This is a genomic window from Serratia sp. CY38905 (genome assembly GCF_052168875.1).
In the GTDB taxonomy this organism is placed as follows: Bacteria; Pseudomonadota; Gammaproteobacteria; order Enterobacterales; family Enterobacteriaceae; genus Serratia; species Serratia sarumanii.
This window is the reverse complement of record NZ_JBJNLV010000010.1, coordinates 101,597-123,100: the sequence shown is the minus strand read 5'-3', so window position 1 is coordinate 123,100 and position 21,504 is coordinate 101,597. Positions and strand designations below refer to the sequence as shown.

At 57.7% G+C, this 21,504-nt stretch carries 23 protein-coding genes and 1 pseudogene; 11 read left to right on the top strand and 13 right to left on the bottom strand.

What is annotated here, in order from left to right; translation table 11 throughout:
• Nucleotides 1–3: 3 nt before the first annotated feature.
• From folP to rlmE, 3 genes are all read right to left on the bottom strand, one after another.
• The gene (gene folP, locus ACJ8MK_RS19440) at nt 4–840 is read right to left on the bottom strand and encodes a dihydropteroate synthase (RefSeq protein ID WP_033648673.1); all 837 of its coding nucleotides are present in this window, start codon (nt 838–840) and stop codon (nt 4–6) included.
• Between the two features lie 92 nt (nt 841–932).
• Nucleotides 933–2,864 (bottom strand): ATP-dependent zinc metalloprotease FtsH, encoded by a 1,932-nt coding sequence (gene ftsH / locus ACJ8MK_RS19435; protein WP_004933529.1) that lies wholly within the window; start codon nt 2,862–2,864, stop codon nt 933–935.
• 56 nt (nt 2,865–2,920) lie between these two features.
• Nucleotides 2,921–3,550 (bottom strand): 23S rRNA (uridine(2552)-2'-O)-methyltransferase RlmE, encoded by a 630-nt coding sequence (rlmE, locus tag ACJ8MK_RS19430; protein WP_004933533.1) that lies wholly within the window; start codon nt 3,548–3,550, stop codon nt 2,921–2,923.
• Between the two features lie 143 nt (nt 3,551–3,693).
• On the opposite strand from rlmE, the gene yhbY reads away from it, so the two are divergent.
• Nucleotides 3,694–3,987 (top strand): ribosome assembly RNA-binding protein YhbY, encoded by a 294-nt coding sequence (gene yhbY, locus ACJ8MK_RS19425; protein ID WP_004933536.1) that lies wholly within the window; start codon nt 3,694–3,696, stop codon nt 3,985–3,987.
• 112 nt (nt 3,988–4,099) lie between these two features.
• On the opposite strand, the gene greA is transcribed toward yhbY, so the two are convergent.
• Nucleotides 4,100–4,576 carry a transcription elongation factor GreA gene (gene greA / locus ACJ8MK_RS19420; RefSeq protein WP_004933539.1) on the bottom strand — a complete coding sequence of 159 codons (477 nt, stop codon included), beginning with the start codon at nt 4,574–4,576 and terminating at the stop codon, nt 4,100–4,102.
• A 256-nt stretch (nt 4,577–4,832) separates the two neighbouring features.
• Here greA and dacB point away from each other — a divergent pair, with 256 nt between their 5' ends.
• Genes dacB through pmrB form a run of 3 tightly spaced genes read left to right on the top strand, consistent with a single transcriptional unit; the run spans nt 4,833 to nt 7,995 of the window.
• Nucleotides 4,833–6,266 carry a serine-type D-Ala-D-Ala carboxypeptidase gene (dacB, locus tag ACJ8MK_RS19415; RefSeq protein WP_033648675.1) on the top strand — a complete coding sequence of 478 codons (1,434 nt, stop codon included), beginning with the start codon at nt 4,833–4,835 and terminating at the stop codon, nt 6,264–6,266.
• A gap of 8 nt (nt 6,267–6,274) precedes the next feature.
• A complete protein-coding gene (gene pmrA, locus ACJ8MK_RS19410) occupies nt 6,275–6,937 on the top strand; it encodes a two-component system response regulator PmrA (protein WP_033648677.1) in 663 nt (220 codons plus the stop codon).
• Complete coding sequence (gene pmrB, locus ACJ8MK_RS19405) at nt 6,934–7,995, top strand: two-component system sensor histidine kinase PmrB (RefSeq protein ID WP_193168867.1); 1,062 nt, start codon at nt 6,934–6,936, stop codon at nt 7,993–7,995. The genes pmrA and pmrB overlap by 4 nt, the downstream gene beginning before the upstream one ends.
• A 36-nt stretch (nt 7,996–8,031) precedes the next feature.
• On the opposite strand, the gene cgtA is transcribed toward pmrB, so the two are convergent.
• From cgtA to rplU, 4 genes are all read right to left on the bottom strand, one after another.
• Nucleotides 8,032–9,204, bottom strand: coding sequence for an Obg family GTPase CgtA (gene cgtA, locus ACJ8MK_RS19400; protein WP_004933553.1), 1,173 nt, complete (start codon nt 9,202–9,204; stop codon nt 8,032–8,034).
• A gap of 16 nt (nt 9,205–9,220) precedes the next feature.
• Entirely contained in the window at nt 9,221–10,192 is a 972-nt protein-coding gene (locus ACJ8MK_RS19395) for a DMT family transporter (protein WP_033636816.1), read from the bottom strand.
• A gap of 105 nt (nt 10,193–10,297) precedes the next feature.
• Nucleotides 10,298–10,555 carry a 50S ribosomal protein L27 gene (gene rpmA, locus ACJ8MK_RS19390; RefSeq protein ID WP_004933559.1) on the bottom strand — a complete coding sequence of 86 codons (258 nt, stop codon included), beginning with the start codon at nt 10,553–10,555 and terminating at the stop codon, nt 10,298–10,300.
• Nucleotides 10,556–10,572: 17 nt separating this feature from the next.
• On the bottom strand, nt 10,573–10,884 hold the full coding sequence (gene rplU, locus ACJ8MK_RS19385) for a 50S ribosomal protein L21 (protein ID WP_004933561.1): 312 nt from the start codon (nt 10,882–10,884) through the stop codon (nt 10,573–10,575).
• A 270-nt stretch (nt 10,885–11,154) separates the two neighbouring features.
• Between rplU and ispB the strand changes: the two genes are divergently transcribed.
• Complete coding sequence (gene ispB / locus ACJ8MK_RS19380; RefSeq protein WP_033636815.1) at nt 11,155–12,126, top strand: octaprenyl diphosphate synthase; 972 nt, start codon at nt 11,155–11,157, stop codon at nt 12,124–12,126.
• Between the two features lie 48 nt (nt 12,127–12,174).
• Here the strand turns inward: ispB and ACJ8MK_RS19375 are convergent, their stop codons facing one another.
• Nucleotides 12,175–12,531, bottom strand: coding sequence for a DNA-binding protein (locus ACJ8MK_RS19375; protein WP_033655297.1), 357 nt, complete (start codon nt 12,529–12,531; stop codon nt 12,175–12,177).
• A gap of 181 nt (nt 12,532–12,712) precedes the next feature.
• Between ACJ8MK_RS19375 and ACJ8MK_RS19370 the strand changes: the two genes are divergently transcribed.
• On the top strand, nt 12,713–12,973 hold the full coding sequence (locus ACJ8MK_RS19370) for a helix-turn-helix domain-containing protein (protein ID WP_033636812.1): 261 nt from the start codon (nt 12,713–12,715) through the stop codon (nt 12,971–12,973).
• Nucleotides 12,974–13,039: 66 nt separating this feature from the next.
• Here ACJ8MK_RS19370 and mdh read toward each other — a convergent pair whose 3' ends face one another.
• A complete protein-coding gene (mdh, locus tag ACJ8MK_RS19365; RefSeq protein WP_033636811.1) occupies nt 13,040–13,978 on the bottom strand; it encodes a malate dehydrogenase in 939 nt (312 codons plus the stop codon).
• Between the two features lie 464 nt (nt 13,979–14,442).
• Between mdh and argR the strand changes: the two genes are divergently transcribed.
• From argR to yhcN (ACJ8MK_RS19350), 3 genes are all read left to right on the top strand, one after another.
• Entirely contained in the window at nt 14,443–14,913 is a 471-nt protein-coding gene (gene argR / locus ACJ8MK_RS19360; RefSeq protein ID WP_004933572.1) for a transcriptional regulator ArgR, read from the top strand.
• Between the two features lie 403 nt (nt 14,914–15,316).
• Entirely contained in the window at nt 15,317–15,580 is a 264-nt protein-coding gene (yhcN, locus tag ACJ8MK_RS19355; protein WP_033638655.1) for a peroxide/acid stress response protein YhcN, read from the top strand.
• A 120-nt stretch (nt 15,581–15,700) separates the two neighbouring features.
• Entirely contained in the window at nt 15,701–15,964 is a 264-nt protein-coding gene (gene yhcN, locus ACJ8MK_RS19350; RefSeq protein ID WP_033638654.1) for a peroxide/acid stress response protein YhcN, read from the top strand.
• A gap of 197 nt (nt 15,965–16,161) precedes the next feature.
• Here the strand turns inward: yhcN (ACJ8MK_RS19350) and mpl are convergent.
• A pseudogene (gene mpl, locus ACJ8MK_RS19345) lies at nt 16,162–17,536 on the bottom strand (UDP-N-acetylmuramate:L-alanyl-gamma-D-glutamyl-meso-diaminopimelate ligase).
• Nucleotides 17,537–17,705: 169 nt separating this feature from the next.
• Here mpl and fbp point away from each other — a divergent pair.
• Nucleotides 17,706–18,710, top strand: a complete 1,005-nt coding sequence (gene fbp / locus ACJ8MK_RS19340) for a class 1 fructose-bisphosphatase (protein WP_004933587.1) — start codon at nt 17,706–17,708, stop codon at nt 18,708–18,710.
• Nucleotides 18,711–18,755: 45 nt separating this feature from the next.
• Here fbp and ACJ8MK_RS19335 read toward each other — a convergent pair whose 3' ends face one another.
• The gene (locus ACJ8MK_RS19335) at nt 18,756–20,309 is read right to left on the bottom strand and encodes a methyl-accepting chemotaxis protein (protein WP_041037590.1); all 1,554 of its coding nucleotides are present in this window, start codon (nt 20,307–20,309) and stop codon (nt 18,756–18,758) included.
• 260 nt (nt 20,310–20,569) lie between these two features.
• Here ACJ8MK_RS19335 and ppa point away from each other — a divergent pair, with 260 nt between their 5' ends.
• Nucleotides 20,570–21,100, top strand: a complete 531-nt coding sequence (gene ppa / locus ACJ8MK_RS19330; RefSeq protein ID WP_004933594.1) for an inorganic diphosphatase — start codon at nt 20,570–20,572, stop codon at nt 21,098–21,100.
• A 54-nt stretch (nt 21,101–21,154) separates the two neighbouring features.
• Here ppa and ACJ8MK_RS19325 read toward each other — a convergent pair whose 3' ends face one another.
• Nucleotides 21,155–21,502, bottom strand: coding sequence for a gamma-glutamylcyclotransferase family protein (locus tag ACJ8MK_RS19325; RefSeq protein ID WP_033648686.1), 348 nt, complete (start codon nt 21,500–21,502; stop codon nt 21,155–21,157).
• Nucleotides 21,503–21,504 lie beyond the last annotated feature (2 nt).

Below are 21,504 nucleotides of genomic sequence, written 5' to 3'. Positions count from 1 at the left end.
TCTCTACTGTCCCTTAGCTGAAAGTGTTGCCTCGACGACACGCATCGCCTCGACGGTTTCTTTAACGTCATGCACTCTGACAATCTGCGCGCCCTGCATCGCCGCGATCACCGCGCAGGCCACGCTGCCGATCACCCGTTGATCCGGCGGCACGTTCAGCAGTTGCCCAATCATCGATTTACGCGACATGCCGACCAATAGCGGCAAACCGAAACGATGAAACTCCGACAACCGCGCCAGAAGCTGATAGTTGTGCGCCAAATTTTTACCGAAACCGAAGCCTGGGTCGAGCAGCAATTTCTGATTTGTTATCCCCGCCTCGTTACAGCGCCGGATATGGTGCTCGAAAAACGCCTGAACGTCGGCGATGAGATCGTCGTAGTGCGGCGCCTGCTGCATGGTGCGCGGCTGCCCTTGCATATGCATCAGACAGACCGGCAGCCCGCTTTCCGCCGCCGCCGCCAGGGCACCCGGCTCCTGCAGCGAACGGATGTCGTTGATCAGGTGTGCGCCGGCGTGCGCCGATTCGCGGATCACGCCCGCTTTCGAGGTATCGACAGAGATAAAGACTTCAAAACGCTGCGCCAGCGCTTCCACCACCGGCACGACCCGTTCCAATTCTTCCTCTTCACTCACCTCTGCTGCCCCCGGCCTTGTCGACTCGCCGCCGATATCGATCATCGTGGCGCCGGCCGAAATCAGCGCATGCGCGTGCAGCAATGCCTGGTTCAGGGTGTTGTGGCGGCCGCCGTCGGAAAACGAATCCGGCGTCACGTTGAGGATGCCCATCACCTGCGGATGGGAGAGATTGAGCGTCATGTCGCGCACGGTTAACTGCATGGTTGGTCCACCTTACTGTTGCCTGGTTCACTGCCCGCCGGGCAAAAAAAAACCCCGGCATGCCGGGGTTTGATGTTATTACACAGCCGCAGTTACTTGTCGAGCTGTTCGGACATGGTGTTGCCCGGCGTTGGGGTGCGAGGCTCATCTACCGGCGTCGGGGCTTTCGGGGTGCCGCCGTTGTCGGAGCTGTTGCCTTTGTTCGCATCGTCCCAGCCTGCAGGCGGACGCACGTCTTTGCGGTTCATCAGATCGTCGATCTGCGGCGCATCGATGGTTTCGTACTTCATCAGCGCATCCTTCATCGAGTGCAGGATGTCCATGTTTTCCATCAGCAGCGAGCGAGCACGCGTGTAGTTACGCTCGATCAGCGACTTCACTTCCTGGTCGATGATGCGCGCGGTTTCATCCGACATGTGCTTCGCCTTGGCCACGGAACGGCCCAGGAACACTTCGCCCTCTTCTTCCGCATACAGCAGCGGCCCCAGCTTCTCGGAGAAGCCCCACTGGGTCACCATGTTGCGGGCGATGGAGGTCGCCACTTTGATGTCGTTCGACGCACCGGTAGAGACTTTTTCCGGCCCGTAGATGATCTCTTCCGCCAGACGGCCGCCGTACAGGGTGGAGATTTGGCTCTCCAGCTTCTGACGGCTGGCGCTGATCGCATCCCCTTCCGGCAGGAAGAAAGTCACGCCGAGCGCACGGCCGCGAGGAATGATCGTCACCTTGTGTACCGGATCGTGTTCAGGAACCAGGCGGCCAATGATGGCATGGCCCGCTTCGTGATACGCGGTCGACTCTTTCTGCGCTTCGGTCATCACCATGGAGCGGCGTTCCGCACCCATCATGATCTTGTCTTTGGCTTTCTCGAACTCCACCATCGACACCACGCGCTTGTTGCCGCGGGCGGCGAACAGCGCCGCTTCGTTGACCAGGTTAGCCAGATCGGCACCGGAGAAGCCCGGCGTACCGCGCGCAATGACGGAGGCGTCGATGTCGGCCGCCAACGGCACGCGGCGCATGTGCACCTTCAGGATCTGCTCACGGCCACGCACATCCGGCAGCCCGACCACGACCTGACGGTCGAAGCGGCCCGGACGCAGCAGCGCAGGGTCAAGCACGTCCGGACGGTTGGTGGCCGCGATGACGATGATGCCTTCGTTGCCTTCGAAACCGTCCATCTCAACCAGCATCTGGTTCAGGGTCTGTTCGCGCTCATCGTGACCGCCACCCAGGCCGGCGCCACGCTGGCGACCGACGGCGTCGATTTCATCGATGAAGATGATGCACGGCGCGGCTTTCTTCGCTTGCTCGAACATGTCGCGCACGCGGGATGCACCCACACCGACGAACATTTCGACGAAGTCGGAACCGGAAATGGTGAAGAACGGCACCTTCGCTTCGCCGGCGATCGCTTTCGCCAGCAGCGTTTTACCGGTCCCCGGCGGGCCAACCATCAGCACGCCTTTCGGGATCTTGCCGCCCAATTTCTGGAAACGGCTCGGCTCGCGCAGGTATTCCACCAGTTCGCTCACCTCTTCTTTCGCTTCGTCACAACCGGCGACATCGGCGAAAGTGGTCTTGATCTGGTCTTCCGTGAGCATGCGGGCCTTGCTCTTGCCGAAGGACATCGCGCCCTTGCCGCCGCCGCCCTGCATTTGCCGCATAAAGAAGATCCAGACCCCGATCAGCAACAGCATCGGGAACCAGGAGATAAAGATAGAAGCCAGCAGGCTCGGCTCTTCAGGCGGCTCGCCGACAACTTTCACATTCTTCGTTAACAACGTATCCAGCAACTTAGGATCGTTGACAGGGATGTAGGTCGTGTATTTGTTACTGTCTTTCTTGGTAACGTTAATTTCACGTCCGTTGATTCGCGCTTCGCGAACCTGGTCCTGGGTCAGTTCGGACATGAAGGTAGAGTAATCCACCCTACGGCCATTCGACTCGCTGGGCCCAAAGCTCTGGAATACAGACATCAACACTACCGCGATGACTAACCAGAGAATTAGGTTTTTCGCCATGTCACTCAAGGGATTAACCTCATCTTACAACTGTGTTAACAAACAGCGTTAGGGTACTACAGTTTGCGCCCTGTCGCTACAATGTACACTTCGCGCGAACGGGCGCGGGAAGCGTCTGGCTTACGAATCTTAACCTTCGTAAACAGGGAGCGAATTTCCCGTAGGTACTCGTCAAAGCCATCTCCCTGGAACACCTTCACCAGGAAACTTCCGCCTGGTGCGAGGACATCCCGACACATATCCAGCGCCAACTCCACCAGATACATCGACCTTGGAATATCGACCGCCGGGGTGCCACTCATATTCGGGGCCATATCGGACATGACCACCTGAACCTTACTCTCGCCTACTCGTTCCAACAGCGCCTTCAGCACCAGTTCATCACGAAAATCGCCCTGAAGGAAATCGACGCCAACGATAGGATCCATTGGCAAAATATCACAGGCGATGATGCGCCCGGTACCGCCGATTTGGGTGACCACATACTGCGACCAGCCGCCCGGCGCGGCGCCGAGATCCACCACGGTCATGCCCGGTTTGAACAGTTTGTCGCTCTGCTGTATTTCATCAAGTTTAAACCAGGCGCGGGAACGCAGTCCCTTTTTCTGCGCCTGCTGTACATATTTATCGCTAAAGTGTTCTTGTAACCAGCGACTGGAGCTAGCCGAACGCTTTTTATTAGCCATCTCGTTTTCCAACTATCATAAAAAGAGTCTTATGTCAGGGTCGCTGCTCACGTAGACTCACACCGGTGAAGACCGATTTGGTGATATACATGAGATGGCGGTAGAATGTACCGTTTTCAATCCCAACTTAAGCAAAAAAGACAATGAATCTGAATAATAAACAAAAACAGCACCTGAAAGGCCTGGCGCATCCGTTAAAACCGGTGGTGATGCTGGGCAATAACGGTCTTACCGAAGGGGTGCTGGCTGAAATTGAACAGGCTCTGGAGCATCACGAGCTGATCAAGGTAAAAATCGCCGCTGAAGATCGCGAAACCAAAACCCTGATCGCCGATGCTATCGTGCGTGAAACGGGCGCCTGCAATGTGCAAGTTATCGGCAGTACGCTTATTCTTTACCGCCCGTCGAAAGAGCGCAAGATCAGTCTACCGCGTTAATAACCATCAGGTTAACGAAAAGGTGCCATGCGCCTGACCAAGATAAAAGGCCGCTTGCGGCCTTTTTCCTATCTTTACAAAACGTTGGCGCATTAATGACCAACGGCCTCGATCAGAGATACTCAACCTTCAGGATCTCATACTCGACGTCGCCGCCAGGGGTTTTGATCACCACCACATCGTCTTGCTCTTTGCCGATCAGGCCGCGCGCCATCGGCGAGTTTACCGAAATCAGATTTTTCTTGAAATCGGCCTCATCGTCGCCAACGATGCGGTAAGTCACTTCTTCTTCACTGTCCAGATTCATCACCGATACGGTGGCGCCGAAGATCACTCGGCCGGTGTTCGGCATCTTGGTGATATCGATCACCTGAGCATTGGACAGCTTGGCTTCGATTTCCTGAATGCGGCCTTCGCAGAAACCCTGCTGTTCGCGGGCGGCGTGGTACTCGGCATTCTCTTTCAAATCGCCGTGCTCGCGCGCCTCAGCGATGTCCGCAATGATTTTCGGGCGGCGCACGCTTTTCAGATATTCGAGCTCTTCGCGCAGTTTTTCAGCGCCAAACAAGGTCATCGGAATTTGGTTCATCGTATAAATACCTCTAAATCTTTCCTGTTCAAATAACCGTCATCCTGACGTATTCGTATGAAAACACGGTTGGCATACCGCCACCCGCCTCCAGGCGACAAACAAAAGAAACCTGACTCGGAACGGAGCCCAAGCCAAGATCGGTTTTGCATTTTGATACGCATTTTAGCCTAGAGTTCCTTGAGGGTCATCGTTTACTTTTTCCCTGATTGCACCGTAGTATGACGGCACGTTATCCAGCTGTTATCCCGAGATTATGCGTTTTTCACGAATTGTCAGTGCATTGGCTTGCGCATTTGTTCTGAATGCGAATGCGGCCCCGGTTGAAGAGTACACACAATATCTGCCTGATGGGGCCAACCTTGCCCTGGTCGTTCAGAAAATCGGTGCCGGCGCGCCGACGATCGATTATCACTCTCAGCAGATGGCGCTGCCGGCCAGTACCCAAAAAGTGCTGACGGCGCTGGCGGCATTGCTGCAACTCGGGCCCGATTACCGTTTCACCACCACGCTGGAGAGCCAGGGCGATATCCGCGACGGCGTGCTGCGCGGCAACCTGATCGCCCGCTTCAGCGGCGATCCGACCTTCAAACGCCAGAGCCTGCGCAATATGGTGGCCGTCCTGAAGAAACAGGGCGTGCGCCAAATCAGCGGCGACGTGCTGGTCGATACCTCGGTCTTCGCCAGCCATGACAAGGCGCCCGGCTGGCCGTGGAACGATCTGACGCAGTGCTTCAGCGCGCCGCCGGCCGCCGCCATCGTCGATCGCAACTGTTTCTCGGTCTCGCTGTACAGCGCGCCTAATCCGGGCGACATGGCGTTTATCCGCGTCGCCTCCTATTATCCGGTCAATATGTTTAGCCAGGTGCGTACCCTGGCGCGCGGCTCTGCAGACGCGCAGTACTGCGAACTGGACGTGGTGCCGGGCGAGCTGAACCGCTTTACCCTGACCGGCTGCCTGACGCAGCGCAGCGAACCGCTGCCGCTGGCCTTCGCCATCCAGGACGGTGCCAGCTATGCGGGCGCCATCCTGAAAGACGAACTGATCCAGGCCGGCATCCAGATCGACGGGCACTTGAAACGCCAGACGCGTCCCGGCATCACCGGCACGGTGATCGCGCAAACCCAGTCGGCGCCGCTGCACGATCTGTTGAAGATCATGCTGAAAAAATCGGACAACATGATCGCCGATACCGTCTTCCGCACCATCGGCCACGAACGCTTCGGCGTGCCGGGCACCTGGCGAGCGGGTGCCGATGCGGTACGCCAGGTGCTGCGCCAGAAGGCCGGCATCGATCTGGGCAACACCATCATCGCCGACGGCTCCGGCCTGTCGCGCCACAACCTGCTGGCGCCGGCGACCATGATGCAGGCGCTGCAGTACATCGCGCAGCACGACAACGAGCTGAACTTCATCTCGATGCTGCCGCTGTCCGGCTATGACGGCACCCTGCGCTACCGCGGCGGCCTGCACGAAGCCGGCGTCGACGGCAAAGTGTCGGCCAAGACCGGCGCGCTGCAGGGCGTGTACAACCTGGCGGGCTTCATCACCACCGCCAGCGGCCAGCGCATGGCCTTCGTGCAGTATCTCTCCGGCTACGCCGTGCCGCCGGAGGATCAGAAACAGCGCCGCGCGCCGCTGGTGCGTTTCGAAAGCCGCCTGTATCGGGATATTTACCAAAACAACTGAGGATCGTCATGAAGCTGCTGGTCGTTGAGGATGATGAACTGTTGCAACAGGGGCTGGCGCTGGCGCTGACCGGCGAAGGTTACGTCTGCGACTGCGCCGCCACGGCGGCGGAGGCCAACAGCCTGCTCATCACCAGCCAATACAGCATGGTGATCCTGGATCTCGGCCTGCCGGACACCGACGGCGCCGCGCTGCTGCGGCAGTGGCGCCGCCAACAGATCGATCTGCCGGTGCTGATCCTGACCGCCCGCGACGCGCTGGAAGACCGCGTCGACGGGCTGGACGCCGGCGCCGACGACTACCTGGTCAAACCCTTCGCGCTGGTCGAGCTGCAGGCGCGCGTGCGCGCCCTCCTGCGGCGCTACCAGGGGCACAGCGACAATCTGATGCAGGTGGACGATCTGCAGCTGAACCTCTCCAGCCAGCAGGTTTACCTGCAGCAGCAGCCGGTGGAGGTCACGCCGAAAGAGTTCGCCATTCTGGCGCGTCTTATCATGCGTGCCGGGCAGACGGTCAACCGTGAACTCCTGCAGCAGGATCTCTATACCTGGCAAGACGATTTAGGTTCCAACACGCTGGAAGTGCACATTCACAACCTGCGCCGCAAACTGGGCAAGGATCGCATCCGCACCGTGCGCGGCATCGGCTACCGCCTGGAACCCTCCTCATGATCAGCATGCGCCGCCGCCTGCTGCTGATGCTGGCGCTGATCCTGCTGGTCACGCAACTCATCAGCGCCTTCTGGCTGTGGCACGAAAGCCAGGAACAGATCGGCTTCCTGGTGGACGAAACCCTGTCCGCCAAAGTGCGTACCGAACGCGTCGATAGCGAGATCGCCGAGGCCATCGCGTCGCTGTTGGCGCCTTCGCTGATCATGATGATCGTCACGCTGCTGGCGTCGTTTTGGGCCATCAGCTGGATCATCCGCCCGCTCAACCAATTGCAGAAACGGCTGGAAAAGCGCTCTGCCGATAACCTGACGCCGCTGCCGATCGCCAGCGACAGCCAGGAAATGGTGGCGGTCACCAATGCACTCAATCAGCTGTTCTCACGATTGGACAACACCATTCAACAGGAACGCCTGTTCACCGCCGACGCCGCCCACGAGCTGCGCACGCCGCTGGCCGGCATCCGCCTGCATCTGGAACTGATGGAGAAACAGGGCGTCAAGGGCAGCCAGGCGCTGATCGCCCGCATCGATCAGTTGATGCACACCGTCGAGCAGTTGCTGATGCTGTCGCGCGCCGGGCAAGACTTCGCCCGCGGCCATTATCAGCATGTCGATTGGGTGGCCGATGTGATCCAGCCGCTGCGTGAAGAGCTCGACGAAATGGCCACCCAACGCGCGCAGACGCTGGACTGGCACTTGCCGGCTACTGCCACAGTAAACGGCGATCCTGTGCTGCTGCGGCTGCTGCTGCGCAACCTGGTCGAAAACGCCCACCGTTACGGCCCTGAAGGCGGCGCGATACAGGTGAGATTAACGCCGCAAGACAACGGCTATCTGCTGCAAGTCATCGACGATGGCCCGGGTATCAAGGAAGAGATGGTCGGGGAGCTGACGCAGGCGTTTCGCCGCATGGATCAACGCTACGGCGGCAGTGGGCTGGGCCTGAATATCGTGATCCGCATCGTGCAGTTGCACCAGGGGCGTTTGACGCTGGAAAACCGCCGCGATGCGCGCGGCCTGAACGCCCAGTGCTGGCTGCCGGAAAAGGCGCTTAAATAACAAGGGCCCAGCGTTGCTGAGCCCCTTATCACCGAATTACTTCTGGTAAATGATTTCGACGCCTTCGTCGTCGTCTTCGTCCCAGTCGTCATCCCAGTCATCTTCCGCTTCGGCTTCCACTTCCGCGATTTGCTCGCGGTGGTAGTCATCCCACATGAATTCGACTTTTTCCGGTGCGCTTTCTTCGATCGCCATCGCTTTCGGCTGGGTGTTGATGAAGTTCATCACGTCCCAGCACAGCGCGTTGACGCCTTCGCGGTTGGCGGCGGAGATCATGTAGTACTTCCCTTCCCAGCCCATGCCTTCCACAATCGCCTTGGCGCGTTCGGCGGCTTCTTCCTCACCAATCACATCAATTTTGTTGAACACCAGCCAGCGAGGCTTCTGCGCCAGATTTTCGCTGTATTGGTTCAACTCGTTGATGATGACTTTGGCGTTCTCCACCGGATCGGATTCGTCGATCGGCGCGATGTCCACCAGGTGCAGCAGCACGCGGCAACGCTCCAGGTGTTTCAGGAAGCGAATGCCCAGGCCCGCACCTTCGGAGGCGCCCTCGATCAGCCCCGGAATGTCGGCGACCACAAAGCTCTGCTCGTGATCCATACGCACCACGCCCAGGCTCGGCACCAGCGTAGTGAACGGATAATCGGCCACCTTCGGCTTGGCGGCGGACACCGCGCGGATGAAGGTCGATTTGCCGGCGTTTGGCAGGCCCAGCATGCCCACATCGGCCAGCAGCAACAGCTCCAACAACAGGTCGCGCGCTTCGCCGGCGGTACCCAGCGTCTTCTGACGCGGTGCACGGTTGACCGAAGATTTGAAACGGGTGTTGCCCAGGCCGTGCCAGCCGCCTTTGGCGACCATCAGCTTCTGCTCGTGGCGGGTCATGTCGCCGAGGATCTCGCCGGTGCCCTGATCCTTCACGCGCGTGCCGACCGGCACCTTGATGATGACGTCTTTACCGCGTTTACCGGTACAGTCGCGGCTCTGGCCATTCTGGCCGCGCTCGGCGCGGAAAGACTTCTCAAAGCGATAGTCGATAAGAGTGTTGAGGTTCTCGTCCGCCAGCAGGTAGACGTCGCCGCCGTCGCCGCCGTCGCCGCCGTCAGGCCCACCGTTGGGGATATATTTTTCGCGGCGGAAGCTGACGCATCCGTTGCCGCCGTCGCCTGCAACGACCAGAATCGCTGCTTCATCTACAAACTTCATTTACCGTCTCCGTAAATCATTCACCGGGCTGCTTCAAAGGAGCAACCAGGGGGGGTTCTGCCCGTCGCGGCCACCACCGGTGACCAATTGCGGAAAACATGGCGCCCGCCACAACCACAAACGCACCGACATAGCCGACAATGTTCAGCGTCGGCGCGGCGAATGCCTGGGGCCAGGCCAACGCCAATAAATCTGAAAACAGCAGGGTAAACAGCGGGGTCAGCGTCACCAACGCGCTTACCTGCGCCGCCTGCCAACGCGCCATCGCCTCTGCCAGCGCGCCGTAGCCGATCAGCGTATTGGCGCCGCAAAACAGCAAACACGCCAATTGCCAGCCGCTCAGCTGGAAAATCACCTCGGGTTTGGCCAGAGGGAACAACGCCATCGCACATAAAGTGTACAACATAACCAGGATCTGCGGCGAAGCCAGCCGGCGCAGCAACACCTTCTGCGCCACGCCGTAGCTCACCCAGACCATCGCCGCGCACACGCCCAGCATGACGCCCAGCGTGTAGTCCGTCAGCCGGGTGAAGATCTCTATCAGACTGACGTTGAAAAACAGCATCAGTCCGCAAATCAGCATCAGGGCGCCAATGACCTGGGTGACGCGCATGCGTTCTTTTAAAATCAGCACGCTGGCGAACATCATGCCCACCGGCGACAGCTGGCCAATCACCTGCGACGCCGTCGGGCTCAGGTATTGCAGCGAGGAGCTGAAGAACACAAAGTTGCCCAGCAGCCCCGCCGTCGCGATCGCCAACAGCAGCAGCCAACGCGGCTGGCGGAACATCGTCAGCGGCGGCAGCTTGCCGCGCACCGCGAGGATCGCGCCCAAACCGATGGCGGCCATGGTAAAGCGATACCAGACAACGGTAAACGGCTCCATCACCACCAACACTTCTTTCATCGCAATCGGCAACGCGCCCCAGCAAACCGCCGTGGTTAACGCCAGAGAAATGCCAACGCCGACCTGCTGCTTCGTATCCATATCACCTTCGCCAACGCTGACGGGCCTGCCCTCAGGCAACCCATAAATGTAAAAAGCCCCGCAACGAATTGCGGGGCTTACATCTATTTCGTAAGGCTCGAAAAATTATTCAGCTTCGATGCTGATGAATTTACGATTGCTCGGGCCTTTAACTTCGAATTTGACTTTACCGTCTTTCAAAGCAAACAGAGTGTGGTCTTTGCCGCAACCCACGTTGGTACCAGCGTGGAATTTGGTGCCGCGCTGACGAACGATGATGCTGCCTGCCAGTACTGCTTCGCCGCCAAAGCGTTTTACGCCCAGACGTTTAGCTTCTGAATCGCGACCGTTACGAGTCGAGCCGCCAGCCTTTTTGTGTGCCATTAATCCGCTCTCCTAACTTAAGCGCTGATGCCGGTGATTTTAACGTCAGTGAACCACTGACGGTGGCCCTGCTGCTTACGGTGGTGTTTACGACGACGAAACTTAACGATTTTAATTTTCTCGCCACGACCGTGAGCAACGACTTCAGCTTTGATCTTGCCGCCATCGACGAAAGGAACGCCGATTTTGATATCTTCGCCATTAGCGATCATCAGAATCTGGTCAAACTCAACCGCTTCACCAGTTGCGATGTCCAGCTTTTCCAAGCGAACGGTCTGACCTTCGCTTACTCGGTGTTGTTTACCACCACTTTGGAAAACCGCGTACATATAAAACTCCGCTTTCCGCGTGCCCGACTGTGTTAGTTCAGAGCGCGCTATAAATATTCACAATAGGGCGCGAATTCTACGCAAAAAAGCAGCGCATGACAAGAGCAGAATAAGACCAGAACAAGAAAAAAGAAGAAAAAAAGCGCAGTTTCTTTCGTGGCGTTTATCTGAACCGTTTTTCAAGTACAATCATAGGGACAGTTACCGCCATGTACCGATGTGAGCAGCGATCTCAACGCGGTGAAGAGAAACACAGCTGAAAAAAATACAATGAACCTAGAGCAAATTACCGAGTTAACCGCGCAAGATATGGCGGCCGTGAACGCAACAATTCTCGAACAGCTGAATTCCGATGTCACGCTCATCAATCAGCTTGGCTATTACATTATCAGCGGTGGCGGTAAGCGCATCCGGCCGATGATCGCCGTCCTGGCGGCGCGGGCATTGGGCTATGAAGGCAGCAAGCACGTCACCGTGGCCGCCCTGATCGAATTCATCCATACCGCCACGCTGCTGCATGACGACGTCGTTGACGAATCGGACATGCGCCGCGGCAAAGCCACCGCCAACGCGGCGTTCGGCAACGCCGCCAGCGTGCTGGTCGGCGACTTTATCTACACCCGCGCCTTCCAGATGATGACCAGCCTGGAATCCCTGCGCGTGCTGGCGCTGATGTCGGAAGCGGTCAACGTCATCGCCGAAGGTGAAGTGCTGCAGTTGATGAACGTGCACGATCCCGACATCAGCGAAGAAAGCTATATGCGGGTGATCTACAGCAAAACCGCCCGTCTGTTTGAGGCGGCGGCGCAATCGTCGGCGATCCTGTCCGGCGCCAGCGCTGAGCAAGAACGGGCGCTGCAAGACTATGGCCGCTACCTCGGCACCGCTTTCCAGCTGATCGACGATTTGCTCGACTACAGCGCCGACGGCAGCACCCTGGGCAAAAACACCGGCGACGATCTGAACGAAGGGAAACCGACCCTGCCGCTGCTGCACGCGATGCACAACGGCGACGACGCCCAGCGTGACATGATCCGCGGCGCGATTGAGCAAGGCAACGGCCGTCACCTGTTGGAGCCGGTGCTGCAGGCGATGCAGCAATGCGGTTCGCTGGAATACACCCGCAAACGCGCCGAGGAAGAGGCCGACAAGGCGATCGCCGCGCTGCAGGCATTGCCGGCATCGGAGCACCGCACGGCGCTGGAGGGCCTGGCCCATCTGGCGGTGCAACGCGACTTTTAAGAAATTAATGTTTCTTAAAAACCATCAGGCCCGCATACGCGGGCCTGCCTAGGTATTGCTCTCTTCGTCGATACGCGCCAGCAGGCCGCCGATCCCTTCCCGCATCAGGAAAGCCACCATTTTCTCGCGCTCGCTTTCCGTCAAATGGTAGTAATACTCGATCCAGACCGCCAACGGATCCTGACGCTCTACGTCATATGCCGCCCCGTCTTCCTTCAGCACCAGCAGGTTACGCACGTCTGAAGGCAGGCTGTCGATATGGTACTCCAACGCTTTTCCCTGCACGCCTTTACGCCTGCGGCTGATCCAGCCTTCGCGCCGGGCCATCAGATTGATTCCCTGTGGTGAGGAAGGTAATCCTGCGATGCCTGTCAGTTCCTTGGCGGCAAACCACTCTTTTTTCATAGCCATCATCTCTGGGCAATAGTGGGCAACGTCATTTTTTGGAAATTACTTGGGTATTTTTTAGGAAATTTAATGGTATTCTGGTTTCCGAATAAGCGTTTCACGTTGTTCATGCGCTTAACCTTGACCCGTTAGTTATACCACTAACGCAACTTTGGCTAATCAGAAAAGGAATGTAAACATGAATTCAAGGAACCCAGATTGGCATCCGGCAGATATCATCGCGGCGCTACGCAAGCAGGGCACCACGCTGGCGGCAGTGTCGCGCAAGGCCGGATTAAGCTCATCGACGCTGGCCAACGCGCTGTCGCGCCCGTGGCCGAAGGGGGAATGGCTGATCGCCGAAGCGATAGGCGTCCACCCCTCGGAGATCTGGCCAAGCCGCTATTACGATCCGCACAGCGATTGCCTGCTGGATCGCAAGGCGCGCATCAAATCGTGAACGCGGAGCAAAAAAAACCGCCGGAACAGCGTCCGGCGGCGTTTATCGGCTGACTATCGGCGTCGATCAGTTATTGATGAACTTCTCGCCCAGTTCGATATCTTTGTGCAGCACGTCCAGCATCTCGTTCAGCGCTTTCTGCTCGAAGGCGCTCAGGGTGCCGATATCCTTGCGCTCTTCAACGCCGTTCTTGCCCAGCACCAGCGGCTGTGCGAAGAAGCGAGCGTATTTGCCGTCGCCTTCAACGTAAGCGCATTCCACAACGCCTTTTTCGCCCTGCAGCGCACGCACCAGAGACAGACCGAAACGGGCGGCCGCCTGGCCCATGGACAGCGTTGCAGACCCGCCGCCGGCTTTGGCTTCCACCACTTCGGTGCCGGCGTTCTGAATGCGCTTGGTCAGATCCGCCACTTCCTGATCGGTGAAGCTCACGCCTGGGATCTGCGACAGCAGAGGCAGGATGGTCACGCCAGAGTGGCCGCCGATGACCGGCACGTTCAGCTCTTCCGGCTGCTTGCCTTTCAGCTCGGCCACGAAGGTGTTGGAACGGATGATATCCAGCGAAGTCACGCCGAACAGTTTGTTCTTGTCGTAAACGCCGGCTTTTTTCAGCACTTCCGCCGCGATGGCGACCGTAGTGTTAACCGGGTTGGTGATGATGCCGATGCAGGCTTTCGGGCAGGTTTTCGCCACTTGTTCAATCAGGTTACGCACGATGCCGGCGTTAACGTTGAACAGGTCAGAGCGATCCATGCCTGGCTTACGGGCCACGCCGGCGGAAATCAGCACCACGTCCGCACCTTGCAGAGCCGGGGTCGCGTCTTCGCCGCTGAAGCCTTTGATTTTAACTGCGGTTGGGATGTGGCTTAAGTCGACGGCAACGCCTGGGGTAACGGGGGCAATGTCGTAGAGAGAGAGTTCAGAACCTGAAGGAAGCTGGGTTTTGAGTAGAAGGGCGAGGGCCTGGCCGATACCGCCAGCAGCACCGAGAACTGCAACTTTCATCCTATACTCCTTTATTATCTTAAATATATAAAGCGCCGTGAATGTGTTGGTTACGGACCTTAAGTCATTACACCTTTCAAAACAATAAATTAGCCAATTTTTGCCTGCAGGTGTAATAAAACGGCCGCTGTCGCGCCCATTTTAGATTAAATCGCTTACGCATGAAGGGCATAGCGCACACTAATCAAAAATAGTGCGAGGTTATTCACGAGCAAGTTAACCGGCCGTTACATTACACCCTTACGCAACATCAGAACAACATCATTTTAATAACATTTTATTTACCACTGCGGGCCGATTTTCCGTCGCCAAAAGGGCATATTCATCGCGGCCGGATTTTGTTAAAATGCCGCCCTTTCCTCGCCGCCCGGTCATGCTTATTTTCTTTGGGTCGGCCTTTGTTGCATAAAAATTCATCTATATGCATAATCATGACTTCCACTATCAACATTCCACGGTGCAAAATGCGTAATCCCGCAAAACAGGAAGATCTGATCAAGACGTTCAAAGCGTTATTGAAAGAAGAAAAATTCAGTTCTCAAGGCGAGATCGTTTTGGCGCTGCAAGAAGAAGGCTTCGAAAACATTAACCAATCCAAAGTATCGCGCATGCTGACCAAGTTCGGCGCGGTACGTACGCGCAATGCCAAAATGGAAATGGTGTATTGCCTTCCTGCCGAACTCGGCGTGCCGACCACCACCAGCCCATTGAAGAATCTGGTGCTGGACGTCGACCATAACGACGCCGTCGTGGTGATCCACACCAGCCCGGGCGCCGCGCAGCTGATCGCCCGCCTGCTCGACTCATTGGGGAAATCCCAGGGCATCCTCGGCACGATTGCCGGCGACGACACGATTTTCGTCACCCCGTCCAACGGCTTTACCGCTCAGAAACTGCATGAGGCTATTCTGGGCGTGTTCGAGCAAGAGCTGTGAAACCTGGCGCTAACAAAGTGCGGCTTTAGCCCGCACTTTGTTAGCGCTTCTTTAACTCTCACGTTACCTTTCCCGTCTTCAACCGCGTTTAACACTGCTTTTTTATCCCTCAGCAACACATTTCCATGACATCTACATGTAACCAGCAGTACCCACTGTGATCTTCCGCACTTTTGGTCAAAAGCACTTACCTTATTGAAATTACATAAATTTAACATCAAAAGATCGTTTTGTGAGCGTTTTTTATTCCTTACAGTTATAAAAAATAAGGATCATAAGGTTAAAGTTTCACTAGCAACTGTTAGCTAACTATTAATTTTTCGCGTTACTAGCTGTATACTCATTTTCGTGAACTGAATCACAGTTCGTTGGAACTGATAAAAGAATACGATGAGGTGAGATGATGAAAATTAAAGCTACCGTTGCAACCCTGAGCGTTCTGTCCATGCTTTCCTTTGGTGCATTCGCAGCACAATCTATTGATGCAACTCAGGCCGCAAAACTGCAGCCGGCCGGTGTAATCACCGTGAGCGGCGTCGCCGCTGCGCCTTCCGACATCCGCCAGGCGCTGTCCGACAAAGCCGACGCCAAAGGGGCGACCGCTTACCGCGTAATCGAAGCCCGCAATGACGGCAGCTTCCACGCAACCGCTGAAATCTACAAATAAGTACCGGCATTACCCGGCAACGGGCAATACATCTCTGGAATCAAACGCTGTCATAACGGCCTTCAAGAATAAAAATCGCTGCCAAGCCCTTCCAGGCTGTTATGACCAAGGATCGCTATCATGAACATGAAAACTACTCTCGCTGCATTCGGCCTGCTGTCTGTCATCTCCTTCGGCGCCTCCGCCGCCCAACTGGTGACTAACGATCAGACCGCCAATCTGCAATCTATCGGCACCATCACCGTCAGCGGCATCGACGGCGCGCCGACCGACATTCGCCAAGCGTTGTCGGAGAAAGCCGACGCGAAAGGCGCGACCGCCTACCGCGTGATCGAAGCGCGTAACGAAGGCAACTACCACGCCACCGCCGAGATTTACAAATAACAACTCTGGGAACGGCTTTGCAGAGCTGATTACCCTCGTCACTGCCACTGCCGAGTTCTGACGCAAACGCCGATTTCCCAGAGACCCTCTCGTCGTCCTATCCGACGAACCCCGTTGCCCTCGCTCGCGAGGGCTTTTTTATGGGCGTAAAAAAGGCCGCGAATGCGGCCCTTGATGTGGCTGATGCGGCTGAGCGATCAGTAGGTGACTTTCGGTTCCTGCTTTTTCGCCAGCGCGTCCAGCAGGCGATCGTGAATGCCGCCGAAGCCGCCGTTGCTCATCACCAGAATGTGATCGCCCGGCTGTGCGGTTTTCACCACCATGTCCACCAGCGTGTCGAGATCCGCGCTCCAGTGCGCCGGCTGCACGCAGGCATCCGCCACTTCCGCCACCTGCCACGGAATGTGGTGCGGCTGGAACAGGAACACCTCGTCGGCGCGGCCGAGCGAAGGCGCCAGATCGTTTTTGCTGATACCCATTTTCATGGTGTTGGATCGCGGCTCCAGCACCGCCAGAATGCGCGCCGTGCCGCCGACCTTGCCGCGCAGCGCGGCCAGAGTGGCCAGGATCGCCGTCGGGTGGTGCGCGAAGTCGTCGTAGACCGTGACGCCGTTGGCTTCGCCACGCAGCTCCAGGCGGCGGCGGGCGTTGATGAAATCGCCCAACGCGCGGCAGGCGTCCGCCGGCTGCACGCCGACGTGGCGGGTGGCGGCGATGGCCATCAGGCCGTTATGCATGTTGTGCTCGCCCACCAGCGCCCAGTTCACTTCGCCGACCTGTTCGCCGTCGAGGAACACAGCGTAATGGCTGGCGTCCGGCGTCAGCTTCTGTGCGCGCCAGGTGCCCTCTTCCCCCACCAGCTCCTGCTCGCTCCAGCAGCCCATCGCCATCACCTGCTTCAGGTGGCTGTCGTTGTCCGGCAGGATGATCTTGCCTTTGCCCGGCACCAGACGCACCAGGTGGTGGAACTGTTTCTGGATGGCTTTCAGATCGTCGAAGATATCGGCGTGGTCGAACTCCAGGTTGTTCATGATCAGCGTGCGCGGGCTGTAGTGCACGAACTTGGAGCGCTTGTCGAAGAACGCGCAGTCATATTCGTCGGCCTCGATCACGAAGAACGGGCTGCCGCCAAGGCGCGCCGATACGTCGAAGTTGCCCGGCACGCCGCCGATGACGAAGCCGGGCTGGTAGCCGCAGGCCTCGAGGATCCAGGTCGCCATGCCGGCGGTGGTGGTTTTGCCGTGGGTGCCGGCGACCGCCAGTACCCAGCGATCGCGCAACACGGCATCGTGCAGCCACTGCGGGCCGGAAACGTAAGGGATGCCACGTTCCAGCACCGCCTCCACGCACGGGTTGCCGCGCGTCATGGCGTTGCCGATGATCACCAGATCCGGCGCCGGATCCAGCTGGGCCGGATCATAACCCTGAATAAGATCGATCCCCTGGTTCTCCAGCAGCGTGCTCATCGGCGGAGTTGGCGTCCGAACCGGTGACGTCATGCCCCAGTGAGCGCGCCAGCATCGCCAACCCGCCCATAAAGGTGCCACAGATCCCAAGAATGTGAATGCGCATAGGTTTCTCATGTGAGTGCATCGAATGTCGGCATATTCTAACGCTCAGAATCGTCCAGAAGAAATGGATTTGCCTATGAATAGCGCGCATCTTTGGGCTACACTGCACGCGAAAACGTTGGCGGTTTGTTAACAGGCCGCTATCCATCCGTAGATTCAGGGATTGTGTCATGAAAACGTTAGGCGAATTTATCGTCGAGAAACAGCACGACTTCTCTCACGCCACCGGCGAGCTGACCGCGTTACTTTCTGCAATTAAACTGGGCGCCAAAATCATCCACCGCGACATCAACAAGGCCGGCCTGGTTGATATTCTGGGCACCAGCGGGGTGTCCAACGTACAGGGCGAAGTTCAGATGAAACTGGACCTGTACGCGAACGAAAAACTGAAAGCGGCGTTGAAAGCGCGTGGTGAAGTTGCGGGTATCGCTTCCGAAGAAGAAGATGAAATCGTGATATTCGACGGCGAGCGAGCTGAAAATGCCAAGTATGTCGTTTTGATGGATCCGTTGGACGGTTCGTCCAACATCGATGTCAACGTCTCGGTCGGTACGATTTTCTCTATCTACCGTCGCATCACGCCGGTCGGCACGCCGGTGACCGAAGAAGACTTCCTGCAGCCGGGCAGCGCCCAGGTCGCAGCGGGTTATGTGGTTTACGGTTCGTCCACCATGCTGGTGTACACCACCGGTTACGGCGTCCACGCCTTCACCTACGACCCGTCTCTGGGCGTATTCTGCCTCTCCCACGAGAAAGTGCGCTTCCCGGCGAGCGGCAACATGTATTCCATCAACGAAGGCAACTACATCAAGTTCCCTCTCGGCGTGAAGAAATACATCAAATACTGCCAGGAGCAGGATGAAGCGACGCAGCGCCCTTACACCTCGCGCTACATCGGTTCTCTGGTGGCGGACTTCCACCGCAACCTGCTGAAAGGCGGCATCTACATCTACCCAAGCACCGCCAGCCATCCGCAAGGCAAGCTGCGCCTGCTGTACGAATGCAACCCGATGGCGTTCCTGGCCGAACAGGCCGGCGGTAAGGCCAGCGACGGCAAAAACCGCATTCTGGACATCACGCCGGTGAAACTGCACCAGCGTGCGCCATTCTTCGTCGGCACCAAGTCGATGGTAGAAGACGCGGAACGCTTCATCGCCGAAAACCCGGACGAGTAACGCGTTCTTTGCAAGGGTTCGGCGCCGCGCCGAACCCTTATCGCCTTACAGCTTGAACGCAGCCATGCTCTGCGCCAGCAGCTGAGCCTGATCTTCCAGCGAGCGCGTCGCCGCCGCCGACTCTTCCACCAGTGCCGCATTCTGCTGCGCCACCTGATCCATCTGCGCCACCGCCAGGTTCACCTGTTCGATACCGCTGCTTTGTTCGCGTGTCGCCGCCGAGATCTCACGCATCAACGCCGTCACCCGGCCCACTTCGCCGGTAATGCCGCTCATGGTCTGCGCCGCCGACTCCACCATCTGCTCGCCTTCCTGCACCCGGTTCTGCGACGCTTCGATCAACCCTTTGATCTCTTTCGCCGACTGGGCGCTGCGCTGCGCCAGATTGCGCACTTCACCGGCCACCACCGCAAAACCGCGGCCCTGTTCGCCGGCGCGCGCCGCTTCCACCGCCGCGTTCAGCGCCAGGATATTGGTTTGGAAGGCGATGCCGTCCATCACGCTGATGATGTCGGCGATGCGGCGCGAACTGTCGGTGATCGCCTGCATCTTGCTCATCACCTGGCTGACCACCTCGCTGCCCTGGTTGGCGATATCGGACACGCTCAGCGCCAGCTGATTGGCCTGCTCGCAGTTCTCGGCGTTCATTTTCACCGTCGAAGTCAGCTGTTCCATGCTGGCGGCGGTTTCTTCCAGCGAAGCGGCCGATTCTTCGGTGCGCTGCGCCAGATGCAGGTTGCCGGCCGCCAGTTCGCGTGAACCGGTGTCGATCTGGCTGCTGGCGTCGCGCACTTTGCTGACCGAACTGGCCAGCGCCTGCTGCATGCGCTGCATCGCTCGCACCAGGCGGCCCATCTCGGTATCGCCCTCGCCGCGGATCTCATGGGTCAGATCGCCGCCAGCGATGTGTTCCAGCTGCGCGATGGACTCGTCCAGCGGACGCAGAATGATCACCCGCAGCGCGAACCAGGCCAGCACCGCCAGCAGCACGCTGAGCAGGCCCGCCACCACGATCAGCGTGATCTTGGTACTGGCATTGCTTTCCGCGTCATACACCTGCTGCGCGCCGAGCTTCATGGCGAAGCTGCGGAAATCGCTGAGATCCTTTTCAAACGCGATGCTCAACGCGGAGATTCGCGTTTCCTGAATATGATAATACTCATCGATTTTGCCGGCCTTGATGGCGGCAGCCATCGGCTTCACGCCCTGATCCAGATAGGCGCGGTAGCTGTTTTGCAGGCGGTTGGAGAGTTCGCGGCCGCGCTCGGTCACGGTGCCGACGCCGACAAAGCGCGCCATTTCCTTGTTCGACTGCTCGAGGTAACCGTAGATGCGGCCCACGGTGGCGTCGGAGACATCAGTCTGGCCGATCTCCCGTTGGCGCACCGCCAGCGAGGCGGCGGTTCTGGCGCGCAGCGTCAGGTTGGAGCTGTTGGCCAGCGAGCCCAGCTCTTCGCCGAGGATCTGGTTTAAGGTATGGATCGAGCGCGATCCTTCGTTAATCGCGTTGACGCCAATAACGCTGACCATGATCAGCAGCATGGTCATCAGGCTCAGCAGGGCGATCAGCCCAGCCTTCACCGTAATCTTTTTTAGCATGAGTTCTTCCCGGCTTCAGAATAGTGAGATCAGACGTAGTAGGGGTGGCAAAACGCGGAGCCAGCTTTGCTGGCTCATTATTGTTTGTTGAAGTTATCGGCAGGCGGAGGCAAAACTTCATGCCGCGGCGGGATTAATCTGGAAATTCTCCGTGCGCCGGCGCACTGGGTTTTCGACGATGAAAAGGGCAGGAAATCGCAAAAGAGTCCGCTATAATAGCCGCCACTCCATTTCTGGTTTGATGATTAAAGGAAACCGACATGAGCTTGAATCTGGTCCCTGCTGGCAAAGACCTGCCGGAAGACATCTACGTAGTAATCGAAATCCCGGCCAACGCCGATCCAATCAAATACGAAATCGACAAAGAAACCGGCGCGCTGTTCGTTGACCGTTTCATGTCCACCGCGATGTTCTACCCGTGCAACTACGGCTACATCAACCACACCCTGTCTCTGGACGGCGACCCGGTTGACGTGCTGGTCCCAACCCCATACCCGCTGCAGCCGGGCTCCGTGATCCGCTGCCGTCCGGTTGGCGTGCTGAAGATGACCGACGAAGCCGGTGAAGACGCCAAGCTGGTTGCGGTACCGCACAGCAAGCTGACCAAAGAGTACGATCACGTGAAAGACGTGAACGACCTGCCGGAACTGCTGAAAGCCCAGATCGCTCACTTCTTCGAGCACTACAAAGATCTGGAAAAAGGCAAATGGGTGAAAGTGGAAGGCTGGGCAGACGCTGCCGCAGCTAAAGCGGAAATCATCGCCTCCTTCGAACGCGCTGCCAAGAAGTAATTCTCGCCGCCGTCCGATGAAAAAACACCGCTCATTGAGCGGTGTTTTTTTTTCTTACTGTTCGTCGAGACGCTTCAGCCAGTCACCGCTGGTAATTCGCGGGTAACCGTCCACGCTGTGTTTGTACAGGTAGATCCACGCACTCCCATAAGGCGTCTGAATCAGCTCGCGCTTATAGTCCTTGGTGTTGCTTTTCAGTTCGTCCAGCTCTGCCAGAATCGATGAGTTAATACGATACACCTCGCAATGTATCGTGCCCTCTCCAGGGATCGCCGCCGGGTAATGGCCCAGATTATAAATCTGATAGCCTTCGAGCTCGTGCTCGCCGAGCCATTGGGCGTTGGTCATCCAATGGCTGTTTCCCTGTTTGCGCCGTAAACTGCCGTAGACAATTATTCGCATCG